Raw genomic sequence first — 13,512 nt, forward strand, 5'->3', positions numbered from 1 at the left:
AGCCTTCGGCAGCTCCTACACAGGGGTGGGTTGGCTTTAGAGACCGAGTTCACTCAGCCCCGGATGATCATCCGGCCGGCGGCCCAGCGGCCAGTGGAATTTGCGCTCGCTTTCCTTGATCGGCATGTCATTGATGCAGGCATAGCGCTGGAACATCAGGCCGTTGTCATCGAACTCCCAGTTCTCGTTGCCGTACGAGCGGAACCAGTTGCCGGAATCGTCGTGCCATTCATAGGCATAACGCACCGCGATACGCGTATCGGAGTAGGCCCAGAGTTCTTTGATCAAGCGATAATCCAGTTCCTTCGCCCATTTGCGCGTCAGAAACGCCTTGGCCTCTTCGCGGTTGTTGGCAAACTCGGCGCGATTGCGCCATTTGGTGTCGAGGGTATAAGCGAGCGACACCTTTTCCGGATCGCGGGTGTTCCAGCCATCTTCGGCCAGACGCACCTTCTCGATCGCTGACGCATGGTTGAATGGCGGCAATGGCGGACGTACCTGGGCTGCAGTCGACATGTTCAATCTCCTGTTTCATTTAATGTATGAACAACAAGTCCGGCTTATTAAGAGTTACAGGCCCAATAACTTTCGCGCCATGCATTGCGCATTATCGGCGGCACTGTGATCACCCATCACAAGCGCTATGGTAATGGCGCCTTCAATCAGGATCAGCAACTGTCTGGCCAATAGTTGCGGATCCTCGGCACCATATTCGGTACATAGCTCGCACACGTAGTCGAGCAGCTTCTGTTTGTGTTCTTTGGCCACCAGCCGCACTGGATCCTGTGGATCGCCGGTTTCGCCGCTGGTGTTGATAAAGGCGCAGCCGCGAAAGCCTTCCGAGTCGAACCAGCCCTTGAGCACGGTAAACAGGTTGAGCAGACGATCGGCCGGAGTCTTGGCCTGGTCGACAGCACTTGTGAACCAGTGCATCCAGCGAACATCGCGTCGCTGAAGGGCTGCGACAACCAGTGCGTCCTTGTCGGCAAAGTAACGGTAAATGCTTTTTCTGGAGACGCCGGCGGTCTTCACCAGAAGATCCATGCTGGTGGCAGCAATGCCACTTTTATAGATCAACTTTTCGGTGACATCCAGAATGATGTCGCGTGTGTCATTGCTGATTGATTCGTTCATGTGGCGAACAGTAGAACGTCTGTTCTCCTTGGTCAAGCGAATTTCTTCGGCGTGTGTGAAAACGCTTTCGCGAGCAGGCTCGCTCCCACAGGGGAATGCATTTTAACGGTGGGAGCGAGCCTGCTCGCGAAGGGGCCATTACTGACACTGACAAGACCCGGCGCAGACGATGGTGTAAGCTCTCAAACTCTTCGGAATCGAACCTTGCGAGCCTTATGCCGTTGCTTTTCAAACGTTCTCTGCTGCCCAAACTGCGCAGCTTCGCGCTGACCGCCGAGGCGGTGAGCATTCTGTCCAGTGCTGCCGAATTCCGACGCTGCCTGCTCGAGCAAATCGCCGCAGCGACGCAGCGCATCTACATCGTCGCGCTGTATCTGCAGCAGGACGAAGCCGGTCAGGAAATCCTCGATGCCCTGCACGCAGCCAAGCTCAAGCGTCCCGAACTGGAAATCGCCGTGGTGGTCGACTGGTTGCGTGCCCAGCGCGGCCTGATCGGCGCTGGCAAGCAGCCGGGCAACGCCGCCTGGTATCAGGACATGACCCGCACGCATCAGAGCGAAGTGCCGATCTACGGCGTGCCGGTGCAGACCCGCGAGTTGTTCGGCGTGCTGCACCTCAAAGGCTTCGTGATTGACGACAAGGTGGTCTACAGCGGCGCGAGTCTGAACAACGTCTACCTGCACAAACTCGACAAGTACCGCTTCGACCGCTACCACGTGCTGCACAGTCGCGAGCTCGCGGATTCGATGCATCATCTGGTCAAGCACGGACTGATCGAATCGAAAGCCGTGCATCGCCTCGACCTGCCGAACCTGCCGAGCACGCGCAGCCTGCGCAACGACATCGGCGACCTGCGCAGTCGCCTCAAGTATGCGACCTACGACACCGGCGCCGGCAGCACCAGCAGAGATGGGCTGTCGGTCACGCCACTGCTCGGCGTCGGCAAGAACAACCCGCTGAACCGGGCGATTCTCGAACTGATTGCCAGCGCGCAAAAGCAGCTGACCATCTGTACTCCCTACTTCAACCTGCCCCTGGGCGTGATCCGTGAGATCAACCGCGCGCTGGCCCGGGGCGTGAAGATCGACATTGTGGTTGGCGACAAGACCGCCAATGATTTTTACATTCCGCCGAGCGAGCCGTTCAAGGTGATCGCCGCGCTGCCGTATCTATACGAGATCAGCCTGCGCCGCTTCGCCAAACGCCATCAGCACAGCATCGACAGCGGCCAGTTGAACCTGCACCTGTGGCGCGACGGCGACAACACCTATCACCTCAAGGGCATGTGGATCGATCAGCGCTATACCTTGCTGACTGGCAACAACCTCAATCCGCGCGCGTTTCGCCTCGACCTGGAAAACGCGCTGCTGATTGAAGACCCGAAAGGCGAGTGGCTGGAGCCACGGGCGAAAGAGCTGGAAAACATCTTCCGCCATACCACGCGGATCGATAACTTCCAGTCGCTTGAAACGCTGCCGGATTACCCGGCAGGGGTGGCGAAGTTTCTCAAGCGGGTGAGTCGGGTGAGGATTGAGCGGTTGCTCTACAGGATTCTCTAGCGCGTCCGGAATTGCTTTCGCGAGCAGGCTCGCTCCCACAGGGAAATGCATTCCAACTGTGGGAGCGAGCCTGCTCGCGAAGGGGCCAGACCAGAGGCTAAAAAATCAGTTCAGACCCAACTTCCCGCGCATCATCGAAAGATCCTCCGCCAGCGTATTCACCGGCCCGACCAGCGCTTTGCGGTCGTTGTCCTTCACTTTGTCATAGGTCTCAAACCCGCCATCCGCCGTTTTGTACTTGGCGAGGATCTTGTCGACCGTGGCGAAGTTCTTGTCGACCTTGGCAACAAACGCCTTGTCCTGCTGTTCGATCTGCGGACGGAACAGATCAACGATCTTCTTCGCCCCGTCGATGTTGCCCTGGAAGTCGTACAGGTCGGTGTGGCTGTAGCGGTCTTCCTCGCCGGAAATCTTCGTCGCCGCGACTTCTTCCAACAGCGCAGCAGCGCCGCCGACGACCTTCTCTGGCGGGAAGGTCAGACCGGCCACACGGGTTTGCAGGTCCTGCACGTCTTTGTTCAAACCGTCGGCCAATGCATCCAGACCCTTGGTGGTTTTTTCCGCGAACAACGAATATTCAATGCGGTGGAATCCGGTGAAGTCTTCAGCCTTTACGCCTTTTTCATGGTCGTCGACGCGAGAATCGATGGACGCATCGAGATCGCTGAACAGCTCGGCAATCGGCTCGATCGACTCGTAATACACCCGCGTCGGCGCGTAGAGCTTCTGCGCGGTGGCGAGATCGCCTTTCTTCACCGCGTCGGTGAACTGCTGGGTGTGGCTGGCCAGCTCATCGAGTTTCTCGGTGACGTAAATCTTGTAGTCCGACACCGGCCCCACCAGATCCAGCGGCGCGGTCGCGGCGAACGCCGCCAGCGGGGTGTTGAGCAAACCAAGGGTCAGCAATAACGCGAGTGGCGTCTTTTTCATGGGGCGGCTCCAGTGTCGGTTGGGTGTCATGCGGTTTTGTTTTGGGAGGTGGCAGCGAGTAACGAGCGACCGATGAAATCGTCATCGCCGGTCACGCCGGGCAGGGTGAAGAAGTAACCGCCGCCGACCGGTTTGAGGTATTCCTCGAGCGGTTCACCGTTGAGGCGGGTCTGCACGGTGATGAAGCCTTGTTCCAGGTCAGCCTGGTAACAGATGAACAGCAGGCCCATGTCGAGCTGGCCGTTCTTGTTGACGCCGTTGGAGTAGTTGAACGGCCGGCGCAGGATCAGATTGGCCTGGGTCGCGGCGGTGCGTGGGTTGGCCAGACGAATGTGCGCATCGAGCCTGGTCAGCTTGCCGGCCGGATCCTTGCTGTAATCCGGCACTTCGCTTTCAGTGTGGCCACCGATGGGCGCGCCGCTGCTCTTGACCCGGCCGAGAATGCTTTCCTGCTCCTGCAACGGCGTGCGATCCCAGCGCTCGACGAAGTTGCGGATGATGCGTACCGCTTGATAACTGCCATGGGCAGCCCAGGCCGGCTCGTCGCTGCCCGGTTGCACCCAGACGATGCGGTCCATGGCCTTGGCGTCGTTGGAATCAGGGTTGGCCGAGCCATCGCGAAAACCGAGAAAGTTGCGCGCCGACTGCGCCGGTACGCCGGGTTTGGCCGGCGCTTGCGGCGGGACGCTGCCTTCCTGTTTCCAGCGCACCAGCAGCAGGTCAGGCAGGTTTTTGACGATGTCGCGCAGGGCGTGAATGTTGGTGTCGGCGGTGTTGGCGCAGAACTGCAGACTGAGGTCGCCATGGCAGCAATCGGCGTCCAGTGCATCGTTGGGAAAACCGACCATGCGTTGCAGACGCTTGGGCTTTGCCGCCGCGAGACCGAAGCGCTCGTCGAACAGCGAGTCGCCGACGGAAACGGTGATGGTCAGGTTGTCCGGGGTGACCACCGGGCCGAGGATGCCGGAGTCCAGCGGCGGCAGTTTCGGGTCGATCTGCGCGACCGGGCCGCCCTTCATCAAAAACGCGATGCGTTCGTTGAGGGTGCGAAACAGCCGCTCGAGGTCTTCGCGATCGCTGGCCAGCACATCGAACGCCACCAGCATCCCGGAGGCCGGGCGCGGGGTGACGATGCCGGCCTGGTGCACACCGTGGAAGTCGTGGCGGTCTTCGGTCTTGTCGCTGCTCGGCGCTTCGGTGACTTGCGCAGGCTGCGCGGCCATGGCCGGGCAACTCAGCGCCGATCCGGCGAGGGCGACACCGGCGGCGCCCATGCCCATCAGCACGCGGCGCCGTTGCAGGTTGAGAGGTTCTGAATCGTTCATCTGTCGTGGTCTTCTGCTTACAGGCCGGAAAGGCCGAGGGCGGGGTCGATGCCATCCAGTGCCGTGGCCAGAGCCTTGGCTTTGGCGGCGATCTGCTGGCGTTGCGCGACGGTCACGGCGTCGTAACTGACGTAGCCATCGGCGGATTTGAAGAGGTGGAGTTGGCTGTCGAAATCGTCCAGCGCCTGGTCGATCTTCGGCAACAGCTCAGCAGCGGATTTGCTCAGCATCGGGCGCAACAGGTCGACGACCTTGCGCGCAGTCTGCGCGTTGGCGGCGAAACCGTTGAGGTCGCTGTGGCTGTAGCGTTCTTCTTCGCCGCTGCCAGCGCGCACATCGGCGAGGCTGTTGAGGTTGCGCACGACGATACTCACCAGTTGCTCCGGTGGCAGCGACTGCGCGAGCAACTGTTGCTTGAGGGTGGTGACGTCAGCGAGCAAGCGCTGGGCAATCGGCGCGACATCGTCGAGTTTGCGTTGCTCGAACAGCGCGTATTCGAGGCGATGGAAACCGACGAACGCCGGATCCTGCTCGCGCTTTTCGAAATAATCGGCGCGGGCATTGATGTGGTTGTCCAGCTCGGCCAGACGCTGCGCCGCCGGCGCCAGACGCTGATAAGCGGCACGCGCCGGCAGGTACAACGCTTGCGCCTGCGCCAGATCACCACTGGCGATCGCCTGGTTCAGCGCCGTCACCGCTTTGATCAACGCGCTGCCCTGGACGGCCAGATACACACGAAACTCCGACAACGGCCCGACGAACGCGACCATCGACGGCTTGGCCTTGGCCGCGGCATCCGAGGCTGCCGTCGGCGTCACGTGCAAAGTGCCGCGCGGGTTGCTGAGCAAGCCGCAGGTGATCGCATAGTCGCCCGGTTGCAGGTTGGCATTGATCACCTGGCTCAGGCCCGGCGCGATGTTTTCCCGCTCTTCGACTACCAGCACGCCGTCGAGAATTTCCCACTCGACCGCCCGCTCGGAGCGGTTGACGATGCGGAAACTGGCGCGGCCGGCTGGCACCGTCAGTGTGTTCGGCTCGCAACTGTGCGGATGGATGTTGACGACGATTTCGTCGTGGTTGTGCTGACGCTTGGCGGCGGCCATGTTCGAGGCGTACCAGAACAGCCCGCCGGCGGCGACCATCAGCAGCACCGAGCCGGCCAGCGCCCAACGCAGGGCCGGAGGGGTTTGGGTAGTAGACATGAAGGGCCTTATTGGCTGGAAACGGAAGTCGTTGACGGCGCCTGGCGCGGCGCGGGCATGAAGAACATCACCAGCGCCAGCAGCAGATAAATCAGATACGCACCCAGGGTGCTGACGGTCGGCGCATCCTGATAGCCGAACATGCCGGCCAGCACCGAGCCCAGCGGGCCGTCCATCGGCAGCGTCGCGCTGAAGTCGAACAACACCGTTTGCAGGTGATTCCACAGCCCGGCTTCATGCAGCGCCTGCACCGAGTTGGCGAGTATTCCGGCGGCGACCACGAGGATGAACAATCCGGTCCACTTGAAGAATGCCGACAGATTCAGGCGCATGCTGCCGCTGTAGATCAGGAAACCGACAATCACCGCCAGGATCAGGCCGAGCAGGGCGCCGATCGGCGCGCCCGGGCCTTCGCTTTGCTGGAACACGGCGAGCAGGAAGAATACGGTTTCCAGGCCTTCGCGAGCGACGGCGAAGAAAACCATGGCGATCAATGCAATCACCTGATGCCTGGATTGCGTCAGCGCTTGATCCAGCGAGGCTTGCAGCGAGTGCTTGATCGACCGCGCGACCTTGCGCATCCAGAACACCATCGAACTGAGGATGCCCACGGCGACCAGACCGACGACGCCTTCGAACAACTCTTGCTGCTTCTGTGGGAATTCAGCGCTCACCAGCTCCAGGCCACCGCCGACCAGCAGCGCAAGGGCAGCAGCGAGGAAAACGCCGATCCACACCGCCGGCATCCATTGACCGCGGCCGGTCTGCTGCAGATAAGTGGCAATGATGCCGACGATGAGCGCGGCCTCGATGCCTTCGCGCAACATGATCAAAAAGGGAACGAGCATTGGCGAGCCACAGCGATTTAGATAGGAGGCTAAGTTGTAACATAATGACACTCATTCCCAAATGGCATTCATTGACATTTAGCTGAACCTTAGCTGAACAACTGTGATTCCTGTGGGAGCGAGCCTGCTCGCGAATGCGGTATGCCTGTGACATTTGTTTATCTGACACACCGCGTTCGCGAGCAGGCTCGCTCCCACATTGGCCCTGCGATGACTTCAGCAGCTGGGTTAAGATGCCCACCACCGAAAAACAACAAGGTTCACCTCGCTCCATGGCAGAAAAAGACACCATTGCCATTCAACTGGTGCGCGAAGCGCTGCTGCAAAGTTGTGCCCCGGGTGCGGCGACGAATGAGGCGTTGAGCAAGGTCGGCATTGATCCGGCTTTGTTAGCGGCCGATGAGGGCAGGGTGCCGGCCTCGCAATACGCCAGACTCTGGCGCCTGCTGGCGCTACGCGGTGATGACGAGTTCTTCGGCATGGACCCGCGCCCGCTCAAATCCGGCAGCCTGGCGTTTTTGTGTCGCAGCGCCATGGCGCAACCGACGCTGGCGGCGGCGCTGGATACCGGTCTGACGTTCCTGTCGCTGATGCTGGAAAAACTGCCGGCGCAACTGGTGCATCAGCAGAGCCTGGCGGAAATCGTCCTGCTCGAAGACGACGCCGAACCGCGCCGCGCCTTCACCTATTTCACTTACTGGATGATCGTGCACGGCGTGGCGTGCTGGCTGGCCGGGCGGCGGATTCCGATTCTGGCGATTGAACTGCGCTGCGCCGAACCGGATTTCACTGATGACTATCGGGTGATGTTTTCCGAAAACCTGCGGTTTGAGCGCCCACGTACGCGGATGATTTTTTCCGCCGATTGCCTCGATCTGCCGATCAAACGCAGCGCCGAAGAACTCAAGCGCTTTCTCGCCCAGGCGCCGGCCAACATTCTGGTCAAGTACCGCGACCCCGACAGCCTCGCCAGCCGGATCAAGCAGGATCTGCGGCAGCTCCCCGCCGAGCAATGGCCGGAAACCGAGGCGCTGGCCCAGCAACTTTGTATGTCCGCGTCGACATTACGCCGGCGTCTGGCCGAGGAAGGGCAGACTTATCAGGGGCTGAAAGACAGCGTGCGCAAAGAGCTGGCGATTACCTGGCTGGCGGAGCCTTCGATCAGTTTTGTCGAGATTGCTGCACGGCTGGGCTTTGCTGATGCCAGTTCGTTCTACAAAGCGTTTCGCAAGTGGTCGGGGTCGAACCCGGGGCATTACCGGACGCTGATCCTCAATGAGGTGGTCTGACCCGACGCCTTCGCGAGCAGGCTCGCTTCCACATTTTTGAAATGCGGTCCCCTGTAGGAGCTGCCGAAGGCTGCGATCTTTTGATCTTGTACTTGATGGTAAAAATCAAGATCAAAAGATCGCAGCCTCGTTGCACTCGTCAGCTCCTACAGGGCATGCGGCCGCAACCTCTTGGCCAAACCAGTCAACCACGTTGATAGCTTTGACCATTGCCCCAAGGCCCGCGCGGCGCGACTATCCCTGTGTTGTTTACGGTTCCCAGCCTAATAAAAACACCGAGGGATTCTGGCAATGCGCGATTACTTGTCTGCCACCGAACAGTTCAACTATCAGCACACCGTCGACGCGTCGCTCAGCGGCACGCTGGCGGCACTCAACGCCTGCGTTGAATGTTGCGACCGCCATGCCTTGCCCGGGCGCATTGCGTTGTTCTGGGAAGGTCGCGACGGCTCAAGTGCGACTTACACCTTCACTGATCTGCAAGACAAAGCCGCGCGTTTCGCCAATTGCCTCCTCGCCCAGGGCGTGCAGAAGGGCGATAAAGTCGCTGGCCTGCTGCCACGCAACGTCGAATTGCTCATCACCGTGCTCGCCACCTGGCGCATCGGCGCGGTGTATCAGCCGCTGTTTACCGCATTCGGGCCGAAAGCGCTAGAGCACCGCCTGAACAGCTCGGGGGCTAAAATCGTGGTCACCGACGCGGTCAACCGACCCAAGCTCAATGAAGTCAGCGCATGCCCGACCATCGTCACCGTTGGTGGCGCCAAAGGTCAGGGCATTGTTCGCGGTGATTTCAGTTTCTGGGCTGAGCTGGCCAACTATTCCAATGTCTGCGAGCCGGTATTGCTGACCGGCGAAGACCCGTTCCTGCTGATGTTCACCTCGGGCACCACTGGCCCTGCGAAAGCCTTGGCGGTGCCGCTCAAAGCCATCGTCGCCTTCCAGAGTTACACCCGCGATGCAGTGGACCTGCGCCCCGAAGACGCGTTCTGGAACGTCGCCGATCCGGGCTGGGCCTATGGCATCTATTTCGGCGTCACCGGACCGTTGGCGCTGGGGCACCCGATTACCTTCTACGATGGCCCGTTCACCCTCGAAAGCACCTGCCGGGTGATCAACAAATACGGCATTACCAATCTCACCGGCTCGCCCACTGCCTATCGTTTGCTGATTGCCGGTGGCGAGGAGTTCGCCAGATCGATCAAGGGCAAACTGCGCATCGTCAGCAGCGCCGGTGAGCCGCTGAACCCGGAAGTGATCCGCTGGTTCGCCGATAACCTCGACGTGGTCATTCACGATCATTACGGCCAGACCGAACTGGGCATGGTGCTGTGCAACCACCACGGCCTCGAGCACCCGGTGCATGTCGGCGCGGCCGGTTTCGCTTCGCCGGGCCATCGCATTGTCGTGCTCGATGACCAGTACAACGAACTCGGCGTCGGTCAACCCGGCATTCTCGCCATCGACCGCCCGCAGTCGCCGATGTGCTGGTTCGGTGGCTACGAAGGCGCGCCGACCAAGGCCTTCGTCGGCGACTACTACCTGAGCGGCGACACCGTGGAGTGGAACCCGGACGGCAGCATCAGCTTCGTCGGCCGCAGTGATGATGTGATCACCACTTCGGGCTACCGCGTCGGCCCGTTCGACGTGGAAAGTGCCCTGATCGAACACCCGGCCGTGGTCGAGGCGGCGGTCGTCGGCAAACCCGACCCGGAACGCACCGAACTGGTCAAAGCCTTTGTCGTGCTGAGCGCGCAGTACCGCGCCGCGCCGGAGTTGGCCGAAGAACTGCGCCAACACGTGCGCAAGCGTCTGGCCGCGCATTCGTACCCGCGTGAAATCGAATTTGTCAGCGAGTTGCCCAAAACCCCGAGTGGCAAATTGCAGCGCTTTATCTTGCGCAACCAGGAAATCGCCAAGGCTCAAGAGGCCGCGGCGCACAGAGTTTCAGCTTGAATCCAAGGGAACACCGTCATGCAGATCGAGAACAAGGTTTTTATCGTCACCGGCGGCGCGTCAGGCCTCGGTGCCGCCAGCGCTGAATTGCTGGTCAGTGCCGGCGCCAAAGTCATGCTGGTCGACATGAACGCTGAAGCCGTCGCCGCTCAGGCGCAGCGCCTGGGTGCGCAAAGCGTGGTTGCTGACATCAGCAATGAAGCCGCCGCCGAAGCCGCTGTGCAGGCGACCGTTGCCGCATTTGGCAGCCTCAACGGCCTGATCAACTGCGCCGGCATCGTTCGCGGCGAGAAAATTCTCGGCAAGAACGGCCCGCACGCCCTGAGCAGTTTTGCTCAAGTGATCAACGTCAACCTGATCGGCAGTTTCAACATGCTGCGCCTGGCTGCGGCGGCGATCGCCGAGAGCGAAGCCAATGCTGACGGCGAGCGTGGAGTGATCATCAACACCGCCTCGGTCGCAGCGTTCGACGGCCAGATTGGCCAGGCTGCGTACTCGGCTTCGAAAGGCGCGATCGCCAGCCTGACCCTGCCCGCCGCCCGCGAACTGGCGCGCTTCGGCATCCGCGTGATGACCATCGCCCCGGGCATTTTCGAAACGCCGATGATGGCCGGCATGACCCCGGAAGTGCGCGACTCGCTGGCCGCTGGTGTGCCGTTCCCGCCGCGTCTGGGCAAGCCTGCCGAATACGCCGCGCTGGTGCGCCACATCATCGAAAACAGCATGCTCAACGGCGAGGTGATCCGTCTCGACGGCGCCTTGCGCATGGCCGCCAAGTAAGGAGGATTAGTCATGACTATGTCCAATGATCCGATTGTTATCGTCAGCGCTGTCCGCACACCGATGGGCGGTTTTCAAGGTGAACTGAAAAGCCTCACCGCACCGCAACTCGGCGCGGCGGCGATCAAGGCTGCGGTCGAACGCGCCGGTGTCGCCAGCGACGCGGTTGATGAAGTGCTGTTTGGTTGCGTACTGCCCGCCGGCCTCGGTCAGGCGCCGGCACGTCAGGCTGCGCTGGGCGCCGGGCTGGATAAATCGACGCGCTGCACCACGGTGAACAAGATGTGCGGCTCGGGCATGCAGACCACCATCATGGCTCACGACATGCTGCTTGCCGGCAGTGCCGACGTGGTGATCGCCGGCGGCATGGAAAGCATGTCCAACTCGCCGTACCTGCTCGATCGCGCCCGCGCCGGCTATCGCATGGGCCACGGCCGCGTGCTTGATTCGATGTTCCTCGACGGCCTCGAAGACGCCTACGACAAGGGGCGCCTGATGGGCACCTTCGCCGAGGATTGCGCCGAGGCCAACGGCTTCAGCCGCGAAGCGCAGGATGCCTTCGCCATTACCTCGACCACCCGCGCGCAACAGGCGATCAAGGATGGCAGCTTCAAGGACGAAATCGTCCCGCTGACTGTGACTGTCGGTAAAGAGCAGGTGGTGATCAGCAACGATGAACAGCCGCCAAAAGCCAAACTCGACAAGGTTGCCTCGCTGAAACCGGCGTTCCGCGAGGGCGGCACGGTCACCGCAGCCAACTCCAGCTCGATTTCCGACGGCGCGGCGGCGCTCGTGCTGATGCGCCAGTCCCATGCGCAGCAACTGGGCCTCAAGCCGCTGGCGGTGATTCATGGGCATGCTGCGTTCGCTGATACCCCTGGGCTGTTTCCCACCGCACCGATTGGCGCGATCAAGAAACTGGTGAAGAAGACCGGTTGGGCGCTGGATCAGGTGGATCTGTTTGAAGTGAACGAAGCGTTTGCCGTGGTCGGCATGGCGGCGATGACGCACCTGGAGATTCCCCACGACAAGCTCAACGTGCATGGCGGCGCCTGCGCGCTGGGCCATCCGATCGGCGCCTCGGGAGCGAGGATTCTGGTGACGTTGCTCGCGGCGCTGCGGCAGAAACAGCTCAAGCGCGGCATTGCAGCGATCTGCATTGGCGGCGGCGAAGCCACGGCCATGGCTGTGGAATGCGTTTACTGAAGGCATCGCCGATCAACTGTGGGAGCGAGCCTGCTCGCGAAGACGTCGTTTCAGCCGGCACATGCGTGACTGATACACCGCTTTCGCGAGCAGGCTCGCTCCCACAGGGTTCAATGTCGTACTCAGATTTCAAGGACTCACCATGATCCCCAACGAAGACCAGACCCAGATCCGCGACATGGCCCGGCAGTTTGCCGTGGAGCGGCTCAAGCCGTTCGCCGCCGAGTGGGATCGCGAGCACCGTTTCCCCAAGGAAGCCATCGCCGAGATGGCTGAGCTGGGCTTCTTCGGCATGCTCGTGCCGGAGCAGTGGGGCGGCTGTGACACCGGCTACCTCGCGTACGCCATGGCTTTGGAAGAAATCGCCGCCGGCGACGGTGCCTGCTCGACGATCATGAGCGTGCACAACTCGGTCGGCTGCGTGCCGATTCTCAAGTTCGGCAATGACGATCAGCGCGAGCGCTTCCTCAAACCGCTGGCCAGCGGCGCGATGCTCGGCGCCTTCGCGCTGACCGAACCGCAGGCCGGTTCCGATGCCAGCAGCCTGAAAACCCGCGCACGACTGGAAGGCGATCACTACGTGCTCAACGGCTGCAAACAGTTCATCACCTCCGGGCAGAACGCCGGCATCGTGATCGTGTTTGCCGTGACCGACCCGAGCGCCGGCAAACGCGGGATCAGCGCGTTTATCGTGCCGACCGACTCGCCGGGCTACAAAGTCGCGCGGGTCGAAGACAAACTCGGCCAGCACGCGTCCGACACCTGCCAGATTCTTTTTGAAGATGTGAAAGTGCCGGTCGCCAACCGCCTCGGCGAGGAGGGCGAAGGCTACAAGATCGCCCTGGCCAACCTCGAAGGCGGCCGCGTCGGTATCGCCTCGCAAGCTGTCGGCATGGCCCGCGCTGCGTTCGAAGCTGCCCGCGACTATGCCCGTGAGCGTGACACCTTCGGCAAGCCGATCATCGAGCATCAAGCCGTGGCGTTCCGCCTGGCGGACATGGCCACGCAAATTGCCGTCGCCCGGCAAATGGTGCATTACGCCGCGGCCTTGCGTGACAGCGGCCAACCGGCGCTGGTCGAGGCGTCGATGGCCAAGCTGTTCGCCTCGGAAATGGCCGAGAAGGTCTGCTCCATGGCCTTGCAAACCCTCGGCGGTTACGGTTACCTCAATGACTTCCCGCTGGAACGAATCTACCGCGACGTGCGCGTCTGCCAGATCTACGAAGGCACCAGCGACATTCAGCGCATGGTCATTTCGCGCAATCTCTGATAAGGAATTTTAT

Annotated in this window: 12 protein-coding genes; 6 read left to right on the plus strand and 6 right to left on the minus strand. The window is 61.2% G+C overall.

All coding sequences use genetic code 11. The features are described from left to right. Positions 1 to 36 precede the first annotated feature (36 nt). Positions 37 to 516, minus strand: coding sequence for a nuclear transport factor 2 family protein (locus AB4O45_RS00080; protein WP_041480390.1), 480 nt, complete (start codon positions 514 to 516; stop codon positions 37 to 39). Between the two features lie 54 nt (positions 517 to 570). Next, positions 571 to 1,134 carry a TetR/AcrR family transcriptional regulator gene (locus AB4O45_RS00085; protein WP_252876285.1) on the minus strand — a complete coding sequence of 188 codons (564 nt, stop codon included), beginning with the start codon at positions 1,132 to 1,134 and terminating at the stop codon, positions 571 to 573. 215 nt (positions 1,135 to 1,349) lie between these two features. Between AB4O45_RS00085 and pssA the strand changes: the two genes are divergently transcribed. After that, entirely contained in the window at positions 1,350 to 2,693 is a 1,344-nt protein-coding gene (gene pssA, locus AB4O45_RS00090) for a CDP-diacylglycerol--serine O-phosphatidyltransferase (protein WP_150635339.1), read from the plus strand. Between the two features lie 105 nt (positions 2,694 to 2,798). On the opposite strand, the gene efeO (AB4O45_RS00095) is transcribed toward pssA, so the two are convergent. From efeO (AB4O45_RS00095) to efeU, 4 genes are read right to left on the minus strand one after another with little or no spacing between them, the layout of a single operon-like run. Then, entirely contained in the window at positions 2,799 to 3,623 is an 825-nt protein-coding gene (gene efeO / locus AB4O45_RS00095; protein WP_150742120.1) for an iron uptake system protein EfeO, read from the minus strand. 26 nt (positions 3,624 to 3,649) lie between these two features. Then, positions 3,650 to 4,948 carry an iron uptake transporter deferrochelatase/peroxidase subunit gene (efeB, locus tag AB4O45_RS00100; protein WP_460160886.1) on the minus strand — a complete coding sequence of 433 codons (1,299 nt, stop codon included), beginning with the start codon at positions 4,946 to 4,948 and terminating at the stop codon, positions 3,650 to 3,652. A gap of 17 nt (positions 4,949 to 4,965) precedes the next feature. Next, the gene (efeO, locus tag AB4O45_RS00105; RefSeq protein WP_150742122.1) at positions 4,966 to 6,150 is read right to left on the minus strand and encodes an iron uptake system protein EfeO; all 1,185 of its coding nucleotides are present in this window, start codon (positions 6,148 to 6,150) and stop codon (positions 4,966 to 4,968) included. A gap of 8 nt (positions 6,151 to 6,158) precedes the next feature. Beyond that, positions 6,159 to 6,998, minus strand: a complete 840-nt coding sequence (gene efeU / locus AB4O45_RS00110; RefSeq protein WP_460160887.1) for an iron uptake transporter permease EfeU — start codon at positions 6,996 to 6,998, stop codon at positions 6,159 to 6,161. Positions 6,999 to 7,270: 272 nt separating this feature from the next. On the opposite strand from efeU, the gene AB4O45_RS00115 reads away from it, so the two are divergent. The 5 genes from AB4O45_RS00115 (at position 7,271) to AB4O45_RS00135 (ending at position 13,499) form a co-directional block, all read left to right on the plus strand. Beyond that, positions 7,271 to 8,287 carry an AraC family transcriptional regulator gene (locus tag AB4O45_RS00115; protein ID WP_236168833.1) on the plus strand — a complete coding sequence of 339 codons (1,017 nt, stop codon included), beginning with the start codon at positions 7,271 to 7,273 and terminating at the stop codon, positions 8,285 to 8,287. Positions 8,288 to 8,578: 291 nt separating this feature from the next. Beyond that, positions 8,579 to 10,243 (plus strand): AMP-binding protein, encoded by a 1,665-nt coding sequence (locus AB4O45_RS00120; protein WP_460160888.1) that lies wholly within the window; start codon positions 8,579 to 8,581, stop codon positions 10,241 to 10,243. Between the two features lie 18 nt (positions 10,244 to 10,261). Then, a complete protein-coding gene (locus AB4O45_RS00125; protein ID WP_041480381.1) occupies positions 10,262 to 11,023 on the plus strand; it encodes an SDR family NAD(P)-dependent oxidoreductase in 762 nt (253 codons plus the stop codon). Between the two features lie 12 nt (positions 11,024 to 11,035). Continuing rightward, positions 11,036 to 12,229, plus strand: a complete 1,194-nt coding sequence (locus AB4O45_RS00130; protein WP_460160889.1) for an acetyl-CoA C-acyltransferase — start codon at positions 11,036 to 11,038, stop codon at positions 12,227 to 12,229. 142 nt (positions 12,230 to 12,371) lie between these two features. Further along, positions 12,372 to 13,499 (plus strand): acyl-CoA dehydrogenase, encoded by a 1,128-nt coding sequence (locus tag AB4O45_RS00135; RefSeq protein ID WP_150742127.1) that lies wholly within the window; start codon positions 12,372 to 12,374, stop codon positions 13,497 to 13,499. Positions 13,500 to 13,512: the final 13 nt, after the last annotated feature.

It is taken from the genome of Pseudomonas sp. S2_B10 (assembly GCF_054668425.1).